The sequence below is a fragment of the Nonomuraea sp. NPDC050451 genome (genome assembly GCF_044458585.1).
The window spans coordinates 440,435-459,381 of the sequence record NZ_JBITHZ010000002.1 but is presented as its reverse complement, the minus strand read 5'-3'; the positions used below and the strand labels follow the sequence as shown (position 1 = coordinate 459,381).

16 protein-coding genes are annotated in these 18,947 nt (G+C 70.3%); 13 read left to right on the top strand and 3 right to left on the bottom strand.

Going from position 1 to position 18,947, the window contains the following annotated elements:
• Positions 1-1,347 carry a cytochrome ubiquinol oxidase subunit I gene (locus ACIBI9_RS08120; protein ID WP_397221229.1) on the bottom strand — a complete coding sequence of 449 codons (1,347 nt, stop codon included), beginning with the start codon at positions 1,345-1,347 and terminating at the stop codon, positions 1-3.
• Positions 1,348-2,083: 736 nt separating this feature from the next.
• Between ACIBI9_RS08120 and iscB the strand changes: the two genes are divergently transcribed.
• From iscB to ACIBI9_RS08100, 4 genes are all read left to right on the top strand, one after another.
• Positions 2,084-3,394, top strand: a complete 1,311-nt coding sequence (gene iscB / locus ACIBI9_RS08115) for an RNA-guided endonuclease IscB (protein ID WP_397221228.1) — start codon at positions 2,084-2,086, stop codon at positions 3,392-3,394.
• Positions 3,395-3,485: 91 nt separating this feature from the next.
• Positions 3,486-4,127, top strand: coding sequence for a carbon monoxide dehydrogenase subunit G (locus tag ACIBI9_RS08110; protein WP_397221227.1), 642 nt, complete (start codon positions 3,486-3,488; stop codon positions 4,125-4,127).
• Positions 4,128-4,169: 42 nt separating this feature from the next.
• Positions 4,170-5,066 carry a hypothetical protein gene (locus ACIBI9_RS08105; RefSeq protein WP_397221226.1) on the top strand — a complete coding sequence of 299 codons (897 nt, stop codon included), beginning with the start codon at positions 4,170-4,172 and terminating at the stop codon, positions 5,064-5,066.
• Between the two features lie 34 nt (positions 5,067-5,100).
• Positions 5,101-5,505, top strand: a complete 405-nt coding sequence (locus ACIBI9_RS08100; protein ID WP_397221225.1) for a MarR family winged helix-turn-helix transcriptional regulator — start codon at positions 5,101-5,103, stop codon at positions 5,503-5,505.
• Here the strand turns inward: ACIBI9_RS08100 and ACIBI9_RS08095 are convergent.
• Entirely contained in the window at positions 5,477-6,181 is a 705-nt protein-coding gene (locus tag ACIBI9_RS08095) for a thymidine kinase (RefSeq protein WP_397221820.1), read from the bottom strand. The two genes, ACIBI9_RS08100 and ACIBI9_RS08095, sit on opposite strands and share 29 nt — an antisense overlap.
• A 65-nt stretch (positions 6,182-6,246) precedes the next feature.
• Between ACIBI9_RS08095 and ACIBI9_RS08090 the strand changes: the two genes are divergently transcribed.
• The 5 genes from ACIBI9_RS08090 to ACIBI9_RS08070 all read left to right on the top strand — a co-directional run bounded on the left by ACIBI9_RS08090 (position 6,247) and on the right by ACIBI9_RS08070 (position 13,315).
• The gene (locus ACIBI9_RS08090) at positions 6,247-8,322 is read left to right on the top strand and encodes a hydantoinase/oxoprolinase family protein (RefSeq protein ID WP_397221224.1); all 2,076 of its coding nucleotides are present in this window, start codon (positions 6,247-6,249) and stop codon (positions 8,320-8,322) included.
• Positions 8,315-10,195, top strand: a complete 1,881-nt coding sequence (locus tag ACIBI9_RS08085) for a hydantoinase B/oxoprolinase family protein (RefSeq protein ID WP_397221223.1) — start codon at positions 8,315-8,317, stop codon at positions 10,193-10,195. Before ACIBI9_RS08090 ends, ACIBI9_RS08085 begins: the two co-directional genes overlap by 8 nt.
• A gap of 12 nt (positions 10,196-10,207) precedes the next feature.
• A complete protein-coding gene (locus ACIBI9_RS08080) occupies positions 10,208-11,092 on the top strand; it encodes a Gfo/Idh/MocA family protein (RefSeq protein WP_397221222.1) in 885 nt (294 codons plus the stop codon).
• Positions 11,093-11,175: 83 nt separating this feature from the next.
• Positions 11,176-12,183 carry an NAD-dependent epimerase/dehydratase family protein gene (locus ACIBI9_RS08075; RefSeq protein WP_397221221.1) on the top strand — a complete coding sequence of 336 codons (1,008 nt, stop codon included), beginning with the start codon at positions 11,176-11,178 and terminating at the stop codon, positions 12,181-12,183.
• A 76-nt stretch (positions 12,184-12,259) separates the two neighbouring features.
• Entirely contained in the window at positions 12,260-13,315 is a 1,056-nt protein-coding gene (locus ACIBI9_RS08070) for a dihydrodipicolinate synthase family protein (RefSeq protein ID WP_394490064.1), read from the top strand.
• Positions 13,316-13,437: 122 nt separating this feature from the next.
• Here the strand turns inward: ACIBI9_RS08070 and ACIBI9_RS08065 are convergent, their stop codons facing one another.
• Entirely contained in the window at positions 13,438-14,673 is a 1,236-nt protein-coding gene (locus tag ACIBI9_RS08065; protein ID WP_397221219.1) for a hypothetical protein, read from the bottom strand.
• Positions 14,674-14,717: 44 nt separating this feature from the next.
• Here ACIBI9_RS08065 and ACIBI9_RS08060 point away from each other — a divergent pair, with 44 nt between their 5' ends.
• The 4 genes from ACIBI9_RS08060 (at position 14,718) to ACIBI9_RS08045 (ending at position 18,939) form a co-directional block, all read left to right on the top strand.
• Positions 14,718-15,854, top strand: coding sequence for a DegT/DnrJ/EryC1/StrS family aminotransferase (locus ACIBI9_RS08060; protein ID WP_397221218.1), 1,137 nt, complete (start codon positions 14,718-14,720; stop codon positions 15,852-15,854).
• Between the two features lie 87 nt (positions 15,855-15,941).
• Complete coding sequence (locus ACIBI9_RS08055) at positions 15,942-17,186, top strand: ABC transporter substrate-binding protein (RefSeq protein ID WP_397221217.1); 1,245 nt, start codon at positions 15,942-15,944, stop codon at positions 17,184-17,186.
• Between the two features lie 32 nt (positions 17,187-17,218).
• Positions 17,219-18,085: a carbohydrate ABC transporter permease gene (locus tag ACIBI9_RS08050; RefSeq protein ID WP_397221216.1), complete on the top strand. Its 867-nt coding sequence runs from the start codon at positions 17,219-17,221 to the stop codon at positions 18,083-18,085.
• Positions 18,082-18,939: a carbohydrate ABC transporter permease gene (locus ACIBI9_RS08045; protein WP_397221215.1), complete on the top strand. Its 858-nt coding sequence runs from the start codon at positions 18,082-18,084 to the stop codon at positions 18,937-18,939. The genes ACIBI9_RS08050 and ACIBI9_RS08045 overlap by 4 nt, the downstream gene beginning before the upstream one ends.
• The last annotated feature ends 8 nt before the right edge of the window (positions 18,940-18,947 follow it).

Genomic DNA, 18,947 nt, shown 5'->3' with positions numbered 1-18,947 from the left:
TCAGTACATCAGCGACGGCTCGCGCCGCTCGGCGGCGGCGGGGATGGGCGCGTGCTCCTCGACGCCCTTGCGGACATGCCTGGTCAGCAGGACGACCTCGGCCACGGCGAGCGCGCCGTACAGGAGCGTGAAGATCGTCAGGGACGTGGCCACCTCGGCCAGGCTCACGCCCGGCGACACGCTGGAGGCGGTGAGCAGCTCGCCCGCGACCGTCCACGGCTGGCGGCCGATCTCGCTCAGCAGCCACCCGGCGATCACCGAGATCAGCGGCAGCGGCACCGCCAGCAGCATCGCCCGCGACAGCCATCTCGGGAACTCACGCCTGCGCCGGGTCAGCCAGAGGCCGAGCACCGACAGGCCCACCGTGGCCATCCCGAACCCCATCATCACCCGGAACGACCAGAACACGACCGGCTGGTCCGGCCGGTAGTCGCCCGGGCCGAACTGCTGCTCGAAGCGGCGCTGCAGGTCCTCGGTGCCCTGGACGGTGGCGTTCGGGTCGTGGGCGGACAGGAAGCTGAGGACCTTGGGGATCTCGATGCCGGGGACCAGGGAGAACGGCGCGCCGGCCGTGTCGTGCTCCAGGCCCTCGGCGGAGGCCAGCTTCATGGGCTGCTGCTCGTACATCAGCCTGGCCGACATGTCGCCGGTGCCCGCGACGACGGCGCCCGCGAGGGCCGTCATGACGAGGGCGGCGCGGGCCGCGCTGCGCCACATGGGGGCGCGCGTCCTGAGCAGCCAGTAGCCACTCACGGCCAGCACGAAACCGCCCGCCACGATGAATGCCGCCCCGATCACGTGGGGCACCTGGGCCACCGCCGTGGAGTTGGTCAGCACGGCCCACAGGTCGGTCATCCTGGCCTTGCCGTCCACGACCTCGTAGCCGACGGGGTGCTTCATCCAGGCGTTGGCCGCGAGGATGAAATACGCCGACAAATTGGACCCAATGGCGGCCGCCCAGATGCACGCCAGGTGCACCTTCTTCGGCAGCCGCTCCCACCCGAAGATCCACAATCCCAGGAACGTGGACTCCATGAAGAAGGCCAGCAGTGCCTCCATGGCCAGCGGCGCCCCGAAGACGTCGCCGACGAACGTGGAGTATTCACTCCAGTTCATCCCGAACTGGAACTCCTGCACGATGCCGGTGACCACGCCCATGGCGAAGTTGATCAGGAACAGCTTCCCGAAGAACTTGGTGAGCTTCAGGTAGTGCTCTTTCCCTGTCCGGTGCCAGGCCGTCTGCAGGCCCGCCACGAAAATCCCCAGACCGATGGTCAAGGGCACGAACAGAAAGTGGTACACGGTGGTCACCCCGAACTGCCACCGTGCCAGGTCAAGTGCGTCCATCTCCCCGCCGACTCCCTGAGCTCTACAGCGTGTAGTTTATCTACTTGAAGTAGTACTACAACTCGTAGAGCAACGCGATGCGAGCTTGGTCACATCGCCCCCGTTGGTTGTTGCCGCGTCGAGGATCCCGTGCGGGAGCGCCCCGGCGCGTCCGCCGCCGGGGTGATTCATTCGTACGTCCGGGGGTGGAGGTGTGGCCCCCGGGGATCGGTGGCGCCGCTCCCCCTTCGAAAACAGTATGGAAAACTTCGATAACAGTGGGTAATAATGTTGCGGTGGGTGATGCTTCTGCGACAGGAGGTGTGTGACGGCAATCCGCCGCTCGACCACCAAATGGCACGCGCCACTCCTTCGGCAGCTGTTGCCCTTATCCGCCTGGTCCTGGGTGCTTAGAGTGGCGACGTAACGGGATCCCGGCCTCAAAGGACGGGCTTTCAGCCCCACGGGCTGAGGGCCGCCGTTACCAGACCCAGCCAACACCGACAAGGAGGTGACTACGTTGGCTACCTTTCGTGCAGGACAGAAGACCCACCAGGCTGTGCTTCCTCAGCAGCTTGCTCTGGAACTGCGGGCAGCAGACACTCCCCGGATCGGGAACGAAACGGGCCCGCAGCGCCGTACGGCACCGTGCATGGAAGATGGTCGAGAGGAGACCGCCAGGCGTTCACCTGCGCCTGGTGGCGTCACCCCCGAGCCTTTCGGGGCCGGGGAGAGGCCGCGTGAGCGGCACCCGTTCGTGTTCGTGCTCGACAAGCAAGGCACACCGTTGCAGCCGTGCACGCCCGCCAGGGCGCGAAGGCTGCTGAAGTCCGGGCGGGCGGCGGTCGCCCGGCACACTCCGTTCGTGATCCGCTTGAAGGATCGCACCGCCGCCGACAGTCAGGTCGACGGGGTGGAGCTGGGCGTTGACCCCGGCTCCCGCCATACCGGCATCGCCGTGTTCACCGCCGTGGCCGGGGAGCGCCGCGGCCGGTTTGCTCTCCAGCTCGATCATCGCGGCGCGCAGATCCGCAAGAAACTGCAGCAGCGGGCTGACTACCGCAGGCGGCGCCGGTCCGCGAACCTGCGCTACCGCGCACCGCGGTTCCTGAACCGCGCCCGCCCGAGCGGCTGGCTCGCCCCGTCGCTGCGGCACCGCGTCGGCACCATGGTTTCGTGGGCAGACAGGCTGGCCAGGTGGGCGCCGGTCCGCGTGGTGCACGTGGAACGGGTCGCGTTCGACACCCACGCCATTAGCACCGGCCGTCCGCTGGAAGGAGCCGAGTACCAGCATGGCACCCTGTACGGATACGAGGTGCGCGAGTACCTGCTGGCCAAGTTCAGCCGGGCCTGCGTCTACTGTGGCACGACTGGTGTGCCGTTGAATATCGACCACGTCCATCCCCGGTCGCGGGGCGGCTCGGACCGGGTGTCGAACCTGGTCCTGGCCTGTATCTGGTGTAACCAGGCCAAGAGTAACCGCCCGGTTGAGGAGTTTGTCACCAACCACCGGGTGCTGGCCCGGATCCTGGCCCAAGCGAAAGCACCGTTGTGGGACGCCGCCGCCGTCCAATCGGTCCGCTGGGCGCTATGGCGCGCCCTCGATCAGCGGCTGCCCACCCACAGCGCGTCGGGTGGCCGGACCAAGTGGAACCGCACCCGATGCGGCCTGCCCAAGTCCCACACGCTCGACGCACTAGCGGTGGGCAAGCTCGACACCATCACCGAAACCGTCAGCCGCGTTCTGATCGCCGGATGCGCGAGCCGTGGCAGCCACACTCGCACCCGCACCGACAAGTACGGCTTTCCCCGCCTGCGGCTCCCGCGCCGCAAGCAGTTCTACGGTTTCGCCACCGGCGACCTCGTCCGTGCTGTTGTCCTCACCGGTAAGAAGGCCGGAACCCACACGGGCCGGGTCGCCGTACGCGCCACCGGCAGCTTCAACATCGCCACCACCCATGGCACTGTTCAGGGCATCCATCACCGGCATGTCCGCCTGCTGCAGCGTGCGGATGGCTATGCGTACATCATCACGAAGGAGAAGGAAGTATGCGAGCTTCGTGCTTGAGGCTGTCCCGGCTTCGCCGGGCTACTCCTGACGGGACCCCGATCCCTCCCAGCCCTGAAGCTGAAGGGCTGGGTTTCCTCGGGGGACTCCGATGAAGGTGGCGGGCAGCGCCGTGATCGGCGTCGAGAGGGATCGGGTGTGGGCCGCGCTCCAGGATCCGGCGGTGCTGGTGAGCACCATTCCGGGGTGCGAGCGCCTTGAGGAGACGGGGCCGGACACGTACCGGATGACCGTGAACGCGGGCGTCGCGTCCGTCAAGGGCGTCTACCAGGGGGAGGTGGCGCTGTCCGACCCGCTGGCGCCCGAGAGCTTCACGCTCAAGGCGCGGGGGCAGGGCGCGCCCGGGACGGTGGACGCCACCGTCGTGGTGCGGCTCAGCGAGGTCGACGGCGGGACCCGGGTCGACTACGACGCCGACGCGGTGATCGGCGGGATGATCGGCGGGGTCGGGCAGCGCATGCTGGGGTCGGTGGCCAAGCGGACGGCGGGGGAGTTCTTCGCGGCCGTCGAGGATCACCTGCGTGCGGCGGCGGTCGCTCCCGCTGATGCCGGCGCCCAAGCGGGCGCGGTGAGCCCGGTGGCCGGTCCTGTTTACGACCGGCCCCTTCAGCAGCACACGCAGACGCGGCCGTGGGTGATGCTGGCGTCGTTCGGGATGGGGGCGGGCATCGCGCTCACGGGTGTCGCGGTGGGGTGGCTGCTCGGACGCGCTTCCCGGCGTCAGCGCCCCTGAGGGCTCTCGCGGAAAAGGATCTCCAGGCGTAGCGTGGCTGGTATGCGGCAGGCACACGCGGAAGACGCACGGACCGAAGCCAGGAGAGTCGTTCGCAACCTGCTGGGCGACGAGCGCCCCACAGCCGAGACCCTGATCGTGGACGTGCGCCCGGTGCTCGGGGACGAGCGGACCGAGCGCACGCTGGAGCTCGCGCTCGGGGCCTCGCTCACCCGGCGCTCGGCCGAGCTGGCCGCCATCGCCGCGCTGCTCGTCGGCACCCGCGAGCTGGGCGAGGAATGGTGGAGCCGGGCCAGGGGCGGCAAGCTGCCGGCCCCCGACGAGGTGGTGCGCACGGCGGTCGCGATCGAGCCGTGGACCGATCTGACCGCGCTGGAGATGCTGGCCGCCTGGATCTCCGACGACGCCGCCGACCAGATGTGGGGGCGGCCCGTCGCCGAGGTCGATCTCAACTCGTGGCAGGCCGAGGACCGCTTCCGGCTCCCGCCCGGGGTGAAACCGGGGCAGCGGCTGGTCGTCCACTTCGACGCCGGCGGGCGGCTCGACGCGGTCGTCACCCGCAGGCCCGACGACGATCTCGGGTCCAACCTCGACTTCCACTCCCTGCGTTACTCCCGGCCCGCCGAGGCGCAGTGGAGCTGGGGGGTGGCGGCCGGGCTCGGGCCGCACCGGCTGCCGGGCGAGGACCCCGACCCGTACGCCCGCGAGGTCCCCTCCGCCGCCGGGGGAGTCCTGCGGGCCTGGGCGATGCGGCACGGCGCCACGCGGGAGCAGCTCGGCGAGCGGTGGGAGACGGTCGGCGACGTGGTGGCCGCCATCGAACGCGTGGACTGGATGTGGCGCAGCGGCGAGTGGTTCGGGTGGTGGCGGGGCGCCTCGGCGCTCGTGGACGACTCGGCGTACCTTCCCTACCGCCTGGAGGAGCTGGCCGCCGGATAGCCGCCCGGCGAAAGGGGTGTGTGACAATCGAGGCGTGTCGCGACGTCGCCTCGGTTACCTGCTCAAGCACGCCAACCTGCGCCTGTCGGAGCTGACGGGGCCGGCGCTGGAGCCGTACGAGATCGACGGGCGGGAGTTCGGCGTGATGTCGGTGCTCCGCACGCAGGAGCCGCTCTCCCAGCTGGAGGCCGCCCAGCGGCTGGGCATCGACCGGACGACGATGGTGGCGCTGCTGGACGGGCTGGAGCGCAAGAAGCTCGTCGGGCGCCGGCCGCACCCCGCCGACCGGCGCAAGAACATGGTCGAGCTGACCGACCACGGGCGCGAGGTCCTGGAGGCGGCCACCCGCGCCGTGGGCGTGGCGGAGGAGGAGTTCCTGGCCGGCCTGCCGGAGGAGGATCGGCGGCTGTTCAGAGACCTGCTGGACCGCTTGGTGTGAGGAGGGCCTGGTTCGCGCCCTCGCCGAGCTGGCCGGAGCGGTGGTGGCGGCGGCAGAGCACCTGGTAGCGCACCGGCGAGGCGTCGGTGTCGCCGATCACGACCTGCTCGCCCGTACGCGCCATGGCCCCGCCCACCACCCTGGCGTTGAGCTGCCCGGGACGGCCGCACCAGCACAGCACCTCGACCTGCAGCCGGCACACCTCGTCCGCCAGTTCGAACAGCCGCTGCGCCGCCGGGAACATCACCGAGCGGAAGTCCGAGGCCAGCCCGAACGCGTAGACGTCCACGCCGTGCTCGTCTACCAGGTCCGCGAGCTGCTCGATCTGCGGGACGGTGTAGAAGCAGGCCTCGTCGCAGATGAGGTAGTCGATGCGGTCGTGGGAGGTGACCAGCTCCAGGATGTCGAGGGAGTCCTCCACCTCGATGGCCTCCAGGCCGAGCCCGATCCGGCTGGTGATCTTGGGGCCGCCGGAGCGGTCGTGCTTGGTCAGCACCAGTCCGCGCCTACCCTGGCGTCCGTGGTTGTAGTTCATCTGGAGCGCCAATGTGGACTTCCCACAGTCCATGGGGCCGAAGTAAAACTTGAGCACGGCATCCCGGGCGCCAGACGGCACAGCAGACAAGGCAGACAGTTCAGTCACGGGGGGCCAGCTTAGTGGCTTGGCTTGTTCCATGACCTCGTGGGACATTTCTCCTCTGGAGTTCGCAGGAGGAACTGTGGTCACCGAGCTGAGGAGCCATGCGTAGCGTGCGTATCGGAGTGGACACCGGAGGAACGTTCACCGACGTGGTCGCGGTGGACGAGGAGACCGGTGAGATCCTCACCACCAAGACCCCCTCGACCCCCGCCAACCCGGCGGACGGGTTCGTCGCGGGCATCGAGAAGCTCGGCGGGCTCATCCGGAGCGCAGGAGCTCGTGACGAGAGCGCGACGCAGGAGCCAACGAGGAGCGAAGCGGGCGCGACCATGGAGTACGTCGGGTCGATCGTCCACGGCACCACGGTGGCCACGAACCAACTGCTCGAGGACCGGATCTCCAACCTCGGGTTCATCACGACCGAGGGCTTCGAGTTCGTCCTGGAGATCGCCAGGCAGAGCGTGCCCGACGGCTACGGCAACTCCTACTTCTGGGTCAAGCCGCCCAGGATCGTTCCCGTGCACCTGGTGAAGACCGTCGGGGGGCGGCTCGACCACCTGGGGCAGGAGGTGTGGCCGTTCTCTGAGGAGCAGGCCGTGGAGGTGGCCCGCTGGTTCCGGGCCAAGGGGATCAACGCCATCGGCGTCTGCTTCCTGCACTCCTACGCCAACCCCGAGCACGAGCGCCGCATGCGCGAGGTGCTCTGGCGCGAGCACCCGGAGGCGGTGATCTCGCTGTCGAGCGACGTGCTGCGCGAGTACCGCGAGTACGAGCGCTCGGTCACCACGCTGGTGGACGCCGCGGTCAAGCCCGCCATGCGCGGCTACATCGCGAGCCTGTCCAACCGCCTCGGCAAGCCGTTCTCCGTCATGAAGTCCAACGGCGGCATCCTGTCGGCCCGCGAGGTCGTCAACCAGCCGATCACCACCGTCCTGTCGGGCCCGGCGGCGGGCGCGCTCGGCGCGGCGCTCATCGCCTCCACGGCGGGGCACCCGTCGGTGATCACGCTGGACGGCGGCGGCACCTCGACCGACGTCGCCGTGGTGATCGACGGCGAGCCCTCGATCACCACCGAGGGCTCCGTGGGCCGCTACCCGTGCAAGATCCCGATGATCGACATCATCACCGTCGGCGCGGGCGGCGGCTCGATCGCGTGGATCTCGCCCGAGGGCACGCTCAAGGTCGGCCCCAGGTCCGCGGGCGCCGACCCCGGCCCCATCTGCTACGGCAAGGGCGGGACGGAGGTGACGGTCACGGACGCGCACGTGTTCCTCGGCCGGATCCCGCCCCACCTGCTCGGCGGCGAGATCCCGCTGGACGCCGACGCCGCGCGTGGCGGCATCGAGGCGCTGGCCGACAAGCTCGGCCTCACCCCCGAGCGCACGGCGACGGGCATCCTGGAGATCAGCGCGTTCAACCAGAGCAACGCGATCAGGCAGCTCACCGTCAAGCGCGGGCTGGACGTGCGTGACTTCCCGCTGGTGACGTTCGGCGGGTCCGGGCCGCTGCTGGCGTGCCGGCTGATCGACATCCTCGGCCTGCCGGCCGTGATCATCCCGCGCGACCCTGGGAACGTTTCAGCCTTCGGCTTGCTGACGGTGGACGTCAAGAACGACTACGTCCGTACGTACGTCACCCGCGACCTCTCGCTCGGCAAGGCCGTCGAGATCTTCCACGACCTGGAGCATCAGGCGGGCGAGGCGCTCGACCGCGAGGGCTTCGACGACCCGGTCTACCTGCGCAGCGCCGACCTGCGCTACTACGGCCAGGCGTACGAGGTGCGCGTGCCGGCCCCGGCGGGCGAGATCGACGAGGACTGGCAGGCCGAGGTGGTCGACCGCTTCCACGCGGCCCACGAGAAGCTGTACGGGTACGCCTACCGCGATGATCCTCGCCACGGCGTCGAATGGGTGAACCTGCGCGTCTCCGGCATCGGCCCCATCACCCGTCCGGCCGTCCGCCGCCTGGAGAAGGCCGGTGAGGGCGCCACCTCGGTGCGTCCCGTGCATTTCGACGAGACCCGCGACACCGCGATCCACCAGCGCTCCGCCCTCGGCCCCGGCGCCACGGTCACCGGTCCGGCCGTGATCGAGGAGTACGGCTCGACGATCCCCATCCACCCAGGCTTCACCGCGAAGGTGGACGAGTACGGAAATGTGGAGGTCCGTCGTGACTGATCCCATCTTGGTGGAGATCGTCGAGGGCACGCTGGCGTCCGTCGAGAAGGAGGTCGAGACGGCCATCGCCCGTACGGCCCGCTCGCCGATGATCCGCGACGCGCACGACTTCCGCGCGGGCATCCACGACGTACGGCTGCGCAAGCTCACCGGCCGCTCCTACAGCGCGCTCGTCCAGCCGGTGGTGCGCGACTTCCCGGTCGAGACGATGAAGCCCGGCGACGTGTACTTCCACAACGACGTCTACCTCTCCGAGGGCGGCATCGGCCACCTGCCCGACCTGTGCGTGACCGTGCCCGTCTTCCACGAGGGCGCCGTCGTGGCGTTCGTGCAGGCGTTCGGCCACCACGACGACATCGGCGGGTCCGTGCCCGGCTCCATGCCCTCGCACGCCCGGTCGGTGTTCGAAGAGGGCCTGATGGTGCCGCCGATCAAGCTGTGGGACGAGGGCGTGCCGAACGAGGCCGCGCTGCGCATCATGACCCGCAACTCCCGCATGCCGGACTCGCTGGCCGGCGACCTCGACGCCGAGTGCTCGGCCTGCCTGATGGGGGCGCGGCGGCTGGGCGAGCTGTTCGACCGGTACGGCAGGCAGGCCGTCGAGGAGTGCTTCGACGCGATCATCTCCAAGACCACCGAGACGTTCCGCAGGGAGCTGCTGGCCAAGATCCCCGAGGGGACGTACGTGTGGGAGGACTACGCCGAGCACGACGGCGTGGACGAGCCCCGCCTGCACGCCCAGCGGATCACTTTGACGGTCGACCACGCGGCCCTCGAGCGCAGGAGCTCGCGACGAGAGAGCGACGAAGGAGCCAACGAGGAGCGAAGCGGGCGCGACCATGAACACGCCCCTCTCACGATCGACTTCACCGGCACGTCGCCGCAGGCCAAGGGGCCGATCAACCACGCGGGCGACTACGCCGACGGCGTCTTCCTGAAGAAGTGGCTGGCCCCGGTGCTGCGCAACCTGGCCGACACGCCCGAGCGGATGGCCGAGCTGGACGTCAACGAGGGCGTCGTGCCCCTCATCAAGATGATCTTCCCGGAGAAGGGCACCCTGCTCACCCCGGTCTTCCCGGCCCCCACGAACGCCCGCACGTTCGTCATCCTGCGCCTGCTCGGCGTGCTCGCCGGTGTGCTGGCCAAGGCCACGGGCGGCCGCATGCCCGCCGACCAGGAGACCATCCGCTACACGGGCGTGTACGGCGCGGACGCCGACGACCAGCCGTACCTGATGCGCGAGGTCCTGGGCGGTGGCTCGGGCGGGCGCTGGTACGCCGACGGCGAGGACACCATCCATGTGGTGCCCGACTCGCGCAACATCCCGGTGGAGTTCGCCGAGGCGCGCTGGCCGTTCCGGGTGGAGCGGCTGGCGCTGGCCTGCGACTCCGGCGGGCCCGGCATGTTCAGGGGCGGGCTGGGCTACGACAAGCACATCAGGATGCTCAGGGACGCCTCCTACATGTCGATCGCCGACCGGTCGATCCTGTCCTGCTGGGGCGTGAACGGCGGCCTCGCGGGGCGGCCGTTCCGGGTGGAGATCGCGGGCAAGGAGATGGAGGGCCTGGTCGACGACCATCCGGTGCAGGCCGGTGAGCTGATCCGCATCCGTACGACCGGGGGCGGAGGCTGGGGCTCCCCGTACGACCGCGACCCCCGGGCGGTGGCGGCCGACGTGCGGGACGGGAAGGTGTCGATCGCGGGCGCGCTGGGCGACTACGGCGTGGTGCTCGACGGCGACCGCATCGACGAGCAGGGCACCGCCGAGCTCCGCGCCCGCCTGCGCCCGCCGGGCGACCGCTTCTTCGACCGTGGGCCCGGGTACGCGAAGCTGTCGGGCGGACGCGCGTACGCCGAGGTGGACGAGCTTTAGGGAGATACCTTCGTGCGTATTGTCCTCGCCGGGCTGGCCACCAGCCACCCGTACACCGACGCCCACACCCTGGCCCGCCACGCGGAGCTGGTGGTGTGGGAGCAGGACCCCGAGCGGCTGCGCCGCTTCACCGACGAGCACCCGGCGGCGAAGGTGACCGGCAGCCTCGGCGAGGCGCTGGCCACCGGGCCCGACGGCGTGGTGCTGACCGTGCCCAACCCGCAGGTGCCCGAGGCGCTGGCGCGGGTGCTGGAGACCGGCGCGCCCTGTTTCGTGAACAAGCCGGCCGCCGCCAGCCGGGCCCAGCTCGACGCGCTCGACCGGCTGGCGATCGGCGATGGGGTGCTGTCGAGCTCGGTGCTGAGGTTCGCCCCTGCTTTCGCCGGAGTCCGGGTCGATCCCGGCGAGGTGCTGGCCGTGCGGGCCACCGTACGGCACGACGTGGGGTTGTGGGCCGACGGCTACAACGCCTGGCAGGACACGCCCGGCGAGGGCGGCGGGACCATGGTGACCATGGGCATCCACGGCGTCGAGCTGCTGGTCGCCCTGCTGGGGCCGGACGTGCGGCTGGTGGGCGCCGCCGGGGCCAAGCGGCACTACCAGGGCCTGCGCTCCGAGGACACCGGCGTGATGGCGCTGCGGTGGGGGAGCGGCGTCACGGGGACGGTGGAGATCCTCGGCGTCTCCGAGGGCGAGGCCTACACCGTCACCGTGCACAGGCGCGACGGCTCCGAGTCGATCGTGATCGAGAGCGGCGACGACCCGGTCAAGGGGCTCGGGTACGAGGGGACCATCGACGCGTTCCTCTCCATGGTGCGCGGCGCGCCCAGCCCGGTGCCGTGGGAGCAGACCAGGGCGATCCTCGATGTGCTGGTCACAGCCCGTGAGGTCGCCTGACCCAGTTGTGCGTACCCGTTGACAGCCGAAGTCTGCGACAGTTACGGTCTGGACCGTAAATAACAGACGGAGGAGATACCCGCGTGCGCACGACAGCGGAACTCGAGGAGCGGCTGGCCCGGCCCGGCGCCGGGCTGGTGGACGATCTCAGCGGGCTCGACGGCGACATCCTGATCCTGGGCGCCGGCGGCAAGCTGGGGCCGAGCCTGGTACGGCTGGCGCTCAACGCCACGAACGGGGACCGGCGGATCATCGCGGTCTCGCGCTTCTCCGAGCCGGGGCTCGCCGAGTCGCTGGCCGAGGACGGCGCGACGGTGGTGTCCGCCGACGTGGCCGACGAGCAGGCGCTGCGCGACCTGCCCGACGCGCCGAACGTGGTCTTCCTGGTCGGCGCCAAGTTCGGCACGCAGGGGCGCGAGCACGCCACCTGGTTCACCAACGCGTACCTGCCCGGGAGGGTCGCCGACCGCTTCAGGCACAGCAGGATCGCCGCCCTGTCCACCGGGAACGTCTACCCGCTCGTCCCCGTCACCAGTGGCGGCAGCACGGAGGACTCCCCGACGGGGCCCGTGGGCGACTACGCCATGAGCTGCCTGGGGCGCGAGCGGGTGCTGACGCACTTCTCCGAGACGTACGGCACGCCGCTGTCGCTCGTCCGCCTCAACTACGCGGTCGAGCTGCGCTACGGCGTGCTCATCGACCTGGCGCAGAAGGTCCTCGCCGGGGAGCCCGTCGACCTGTCGACCGGCCAGGTGAACGTGGTCTGGCAGGGCTACGCGAACGAGGTCACGCTCCGGTCGCTGGCCCTGGCCTCCGCGCCGCCGTACATCCTGAACGTGACCGGTCCCGAGCTGCTCTCGGTGCGGCAGATCGCCCTGGACCTCGGCGCGGCGCTGGGCAAGGAGCCCGTGTTCACCGGGGAGGAGGCGCCGACCGCGCTGCTGTCGAACGCGGGGCGCTGCCACCGCCTGTTCGGCTACCCCGAGCTCACGCCCGCCGAGCTCATCGAGCACACGGCGCGATGGGTGGCCGAGGGCGGGCCGCTGCTCGGCAAACCCACCAAGTTCGAACGCCGTGACGGCCGCTTCTGACCGGCTCCGGCACCACCCTGCCCGGCACCCTGCACGCCACTCTGCACGCCACATCGACGACCAAGGGGGACCTCACGTGCTCAGCACGGCTCCACAGGCGCAGACGTCCGTTCGCGACCTGTTCAGGCGCGGCCTGGTGATCCCGGCGCACCCGCTCGCGCTCACCGAGGACAGGAAGCTGGACGAGCGCCGCCAGCGGGCGCTGACCCGCTACTACGTCGAGGCGGGCGCGGGCGGCCTGGCGGTGGGCGTGCACACGACGCAGTTCGCCATCCACGGCACCGGCCTGCTGCCGCCCGTGCTCGAACTGGCGGCCCGCACCGCCAAGGAGGTCGAGCGCGAGGTGGTGCTGGTGGCCGGGGCGACCGGGCCCACCGCCCAGGCGGTGGCCGAGGCGGAGCTGGCCAGGTCGCTCGGGTACCACATGGTGCTGCTGAGCCCCTACCGGGAGCTCGACGAGAACGCGCTCATCGAGCGGGCCAGGGCCGTGGGCGAGGTGCTGCCGGTGATCGGCTTCTACCTGCAGCCCGCGGTGGGCGGGCGCACCCTGTCCCGTGACTTCTGGACGCGGCTGGCCGCCGTGGAGTCCGTCGTGGGCATCAAGGTCGCGCCCTTCGACCGGTATCGCACGCTGGACGTGCTGCACGGCGTCGTACGGGCGGGGCGGGCCGGGGAGGTGGCGCTCTACACGGGCAACGACGACCACATCCTGGCCGACCTCATCACCTCGCACCGGGTGGTCGTGGACGGGCGCGAGGTGGAGGTCGAGTTCGTCGGCGGGCTGCTCGGGCAGTGGGCCGTGTGGGTGCGGCGGGCCGTGGAACTGCTGGAGGAGGCCAAGCTCGCCCGGGGCGGGGACGACGCGGTGGTACGGCGGCTGCTCACGCTGGACGGGCACCTCACGGACGCCAACGCGGCCATCTTCGACTCGGCCAACGGGTTCCACGGGTGCATCCCGGGCATCCACGAGGTGCTGCGGCGGCAGGGGCTGCTGGCGGGGCGGTGGTGCCTCGACCCGGAGGAGGAGCTTTCGCCGGGGCAGCTCGCGGAGATCGATCGGATCTGGGGCGCGTATCCGTGGCTCCGGGACGACGACTTCGTCTCGGCCGGGCTCGATCGCTGGCTCTCCTGACCCGCATGCCCCTCCCCACCGCCCCCACGCCTGCCACCCCTGCGCCGCCCGCTTGCGCCCTGAACGTGCGTGCGCGTTGCGCCGGTTGCCGCCGTCCTGGCCCGGGGGCCGGGGTGCGGGGGTCAGAGGGTCAGGCGGTAGAGGGTCAGCGGGCGGCCGCTGGTGCCGCTGGTGAGGTTGCCGGTGCGCTCCGCCAGGCCCGCGAGCTCCAGCCGATGAAGCATGCGCCGGGCCGTGCGCTGCTGGACGGCCAGCCGTTCGGCGATCTCGCGGGTCGTCAGGGGCTCGTCCCCCGCGGCCGCCCGCGCCTCCAGGAGCTTCTCCAGCGTGGGCACCGACAGGCCGACGCGGCGGGCGATGACCGACAGGTTCTGCGCCCCCGTGGGCGCCGGGGTGACCGACTCCAGGACGATGTCCGTGTCCGCCCGCAGCGACAGGACCGCGGCCACCTCGCCGATCCGGCGGGCCCTGGCCAGGGCGCGGCGGGCCAGGCTCTCGGCCTCCGCCGCGCTGCGGCCCAGGCCGAAGCCGACGCGTACGACGTCGTTCTGGGCGGCCAGCCGCGCCAGCATGGGCAACCCGGTGAAGCCGCCCGTGGCGTCGTGGAGCGGGCCGCGGGTCGTCACCAGCAGGTGCGTGCCGCCGCGGAAGGCCGCCAGGGTGCCGCCGAGCGCCGTGGCCTCCCGCAGCAGTCCCTCCTCGTTGGCCACCTCGACGAGCCCGATCGCGATCTGGGCGTCCTCCTGCGCCTGTCCCTCGGCGGTCAGCATCAGCTGGCGCAGCGCCACCCGTACCGAATGGACGGAGGGCACCAGGCGCAGCACGTGGAGCTCGTCGCGCAGGGCCTCGTGCACGGAGCTCAGGCAGGTGATCACCGCGTGCGCGGCGCCCTTCCGGTGGAAGGTGACGGCCTTCTTGGAGGTCATCTCCGGCCGGTAAGGGAGCGTGCGCAGGTCGGCGGTGGGCAGCCCGGCCTCGGCGAACGTGGTCTGGACGTCGGCGGCCGACAGCGTGTCGATCGACAGCCGGGTGATGTCCTGGCCCTCGTGCTGGAGGCGTACGAGGGCGCTGAGCAGCGTCGCGCCCGAGTAGTCGACGAACGCCGCCGGGCGGGTGAGCGCGTCGGCGTCACGCGAGAGCATGTAGGGCACTATGCCGGTGAACAACCACCCCTCCACGGAGGAGGCGTGCGCCTCGACGATCGCGGGCGCCTGAGACTCGTGGTCGTAGTCGAGGCGCAGCGTGCTGACGCCCGGCTGCTCCTCGCAGACGGCCGCGACGTCGTCGACCAGGTCGTGCGGGCCGACGACCCCGATGACGATTCCCACCCACGCCTCCCTCTCGCTATTTTCGGTCAAGACCGCAATCATATCTTGTGAGGTGCCCGGTGAAGTTCCCGTCCATGGCAGAAGCGGACGGCCGTACGCTCGGCGACGAGGAGGTGGCCGCCGCCGAGCGGGTGATCCGCTCGGGCATGCTCAACTCCGTCTGGGGGACCGAGGCGCGGGCCTTGGAGCATGAGATCGCCCGAGTCTACGGCTCCCGTCACGCGATCACCTGCAGCTCCGGCACCGCGGCCCTCCACCTGTCGGTCGTCGCGGCCGCGCCGGACCCCGGAGACGAGGTCATCACGACGCCGATCACGGATTTCGGGACCGTGGCCCCCATCTTGGCGCAGAACGCCGTCCCTGTCTTCGCCGATGTGGATCCCTCCGACGGCAATCTCGATCCGGACGCGGTGGCCGCGCTCGTCGGCCCCCGTACGAAGGCGATCATGGCGGTCCACCTGTTCGGTGCGCCGGCCAAGGTCGGGGAGCTGCGCGCGCTCGCCGACGAGCGCGGCCTGACGCTGATCGAGGACTGCGCCCAGGCCTGGCTGACCGAGCTGCCCGGCGGCGAGCTCGCGGGCACGGTGGGCCAGGTCGGCTGCCTCAGCCTGCAGCAGTGGAAGCACATCACCTGCGGCGACGGCGGGGTGGCGATCACCGACGACGACGAGCTGGCCAGACGGATGCGGCTGTTCTCGGACAAGGGATGGGACCGCGCCGCCGGGAGGTCGCACGCCGCCTTCGGGATCAACTACCGCATGACCGAGCTCCAGGCCGCCGTGGCGCGCGCTCAGCTCGCGAAACTCCCCGGCGTTCTCGCGGCCCGCCGCCGCACCGCCGGACAGCTCCTGGACGCCCTGAAGGGCCTCCCAGGGGTACTGCTGCCGCGCCCGGACGGCCACGCCTGGTGGCTGTTCCCGATCGTGTGCCCGGACGGCGACGCGCCCGAGCTGGCCGTGCACCTGGCCGCGGCCGGGATCCCCGCGCGGGCCGGTTACCTCGCACAGCCGCTGAACAGGGCGCCCGTGTGGGAGGCTGCCATCTACGGCTCCTCCCGCTATCCGCTCGAGGGATACCGGCCCAACCCCTGCCCGCAGGCGGAGCTCATGGTGGACCGTACGCTGCTGGTCATCGACTGGAACGAGAACTACACCCCCGAGCACGTCGAGCTGATCGCCCAAGAAATCACGAAATTTCGGGCTCGACCGTAGTTACGTTCATGTATCAGGGATTGACCCGGTCGAGACGCGCTCATTAGGTTTCGGTCAGGACCGGTATTAGTCGAAAGGAAGCCGCCGATGAAGAAGGCAGCGGCAGTCGGCCTCGCGGCCGCCCTGAGCCTCGCGGCCGCCGGGTGCGGATCCAGCAGCGGCTCGGACAAGAGCACCGTGACCCTGTGGATGTATCCCGTCATCGCGGACCAGGCCAAGGGCCAGGCGTTCTGGGGCAAGGTGGAGAAGGACTTCGAAGCCGCCAACCCCACGATCGACGTCAAGATCGACCAGCAGCCCTGGGAGGGCCGCCAGGAGAAGGTCACCACCGCACTGGTCTCGAAGAAGGGCTTCGACCTGGTGGTGCTCGGTCCCGACCAGATCCCCCAGTACGCCCAGCAGGGCACGGTCGAGGCGGTGGACGACATCGTCGCCCCGGCCAAGGCCTCGTACCTGCCCAACTCCCTGGCCGCCCTCACCGCCAACGGCAAGCTGTACGGCGTGCCGATCTACCAGACGATCACCGCGCCCATCTACAACAAGAAGCTGTTCGCCGACGCGGGCGTCGAGAAGGTGCCGGAGACGCTGGCGGAGCTGAAGGAGGCCGCGCCCAAGCTGGCCGCCAAGAAGGTCGCCGTGCTGGACTACCCGGGCAAGCCCGACGTCAGCCTGAACCAGAGCTTCTACCCGATCCTGTGGGCCAACGGCGGCTCGGTCTTCTCCGCCGACGGCAAGAGCGTCGCGTTCAACGGCCAGGAGGGCGTGGCCAGCCTGCAGTTCCTGCTCGACCTGAAGGCCGCGGGCGGCCTGCCGGAGAACACCGCGAGCAAGGCCAACGACATCGAGGGCGGCCCGCTGGCCGCCGGCAAGACCGCCATGTACCACGCGGCCACCGCGGGCATGGCCGACCAGCTCGGCGCCGCCATCGGGGCCGACAACGTCGGCATCGGCCTGCCGCTCGAAGGGACCAAGCGGGTCGCGTTCGGCATCCCCGGCGCCCTGGTGCTGGCCAAGCACACCGAGAACAAGGACGCCGCCAAGAAGTTCGCCACCTACCTGGCCTCGCCCGAGGTGTCCGGCGCGCTGGCCAAGGAGTCGGGCTTCTTCCCCGCCCGCACGGACGTGACCGTGCCCGACCAGTCGGCGGCCTCCAAGGAGTTCGCCAAGTCCCTGCAGTACGCCTTCCCCGGCGACACCCACCCCAAGGCCCGCCAGGTCATGGGCGTGCTCGCGCCGCACATCCAGGCGGCGCTGCTCGGCAAGGAGGACGCCAAGACCGCGCTCGACGCGGCCGCCAAGGAGGCCAACCAGCTGCTCGGCAGCGGCGGCTGAGCCCTCGCACACCCGCCAGAAAGGAAACCCTGGTGCGTCATCGCCTGCGTGACCCGGTCACCGGCCTGCTGTTCGTGCTGCCCGTGCTCGTGCTGTTCCTGATCTTCCGGATCTTCCCGTCGCTGGGCGCGGCGGGGATGAGCCTGACGAACTGGAACATCGGCGGAGACTGGGAGTTCATCGGCGCGGACAACTACGCCCGGCTGCTCGACGACGTGAACTTCTGGTTGAGCCTGCGGGTCACGCTCGTGTACGTGGCGATCTACGTGCCGCTCACGCTGCTCGTGGCGCTCGGCACGGCGCTGCTGCTCAACCAGGTGGTCTTCATGCGCGGGCTGTTCCGCGGCATGCTGTTCCTGCCGTACGTGACCAGTTTCGTACTGGCGGGCATCATCTGGCGCTGGATCTACGAGTTCGACGGGCTGATCAACGGCCTGCTGGCCAAGGCGGACCTCGGCCCGGTGGCGTTCCTGGAGCAGTCGGCCGTGGTCCTGCCCGCGCTGGCCGTGGTGTCGGTGTGGAAGGGCTTCGGCTACTCGATGCTGATCCTGCTGGCCGGGCTGAAGTCGATCCCGTCCTCCTACCTGGAGGCGGCGACGGTGGACGGGGCGAGCACGTGGCAGCGGTTCCGCAGGATCACGCTGCCGCTGCTCAAGCCCACGATCTTCTTCGTCGTGGTGATCGAGACGATCAGCGCGTTCCAGACCTTCGACACCGTGTACGTGATGACGGGCGGCGGCCCGGCCAGGGCCACCTACACGCTCATCTTCGGCATCTACGACCACGGCTTCCGATCGTTCGACTTCGGCTACGCCGCCACGTGGGGCATGGTGCTGTTCGCGATCGTGCTGATCGTGTCGCTGGTCCAGCGCCGCTTCCTGGATCGGGGGAACACATGACGATCATCGCCTCCCGGCCCGTCACCGAGGTGCGCGCGGCCCGCCGCCGGTGGTGGCGGGGCAGGTGGCCGCTGGCCGCCCTGCTCGCGGTGCTGTCGGTGCTGACCGTCAGCCCGTTCGTGGCCATGTTCATCGTGGCGCTCTCGCCGGCGGGCCGGCCGACCGTGCCGGTCCAGTGGCCGGACTCGCTCACGCTCGACAACATCACGCGGGTGCTCGAGTCGTCGGGTTTCGTCACGTGGACGATCAACTCGCTGGTCTACGCCGTGGTCTCCGTGGTGATCATCCTGCTCACCTCGTCCATGGCCGGGTACGCGTTCGCCAAGAAGCGCTTCCCCGGCCGCGAGGCCATGTTCTGGACGTTCCTCGCCACCATGATGGTGCCGTTCCAGGCCACGCTCATCCCGACGTTCGTGCTGGTCAACAGCCTGGGCGGGGTGGACACGTTCTGGGGCCTGATCGTGCCGACGCTGGCGAACTCGCAGGCCGTCTTCCTCATGCGGCAGTTCATCCTGGGCCTGCCGGACGAGCTGTTCGACGCGGCCAAGGTCGACGGGGCCTCCGAGTGGCGGGTCTACTGGACGATCGTGGTGCCGCTGACCAGGCCGATCCTGGCGACGCTGGGCGTGTTCGTGTTCCTGTGGCACTGGAACGACTTCCTGTGGCCGCTGGTCGTCGGCCAGAGCGACGCCACCCGTACGCTGACCGTCGGGCTGACCACGCTGCGGACCGAGGAGCTGCAGCTGTCGGTGCTCATGTCCTCTGCGGCCGTGTCGGTGGTGCCCTGCCTGCTGGTGTTCTTCCTGCTGCAGCGGTACCTGGTCAACAGCATCGCGATGACCGGCCTGAAATAGGGTCGTGC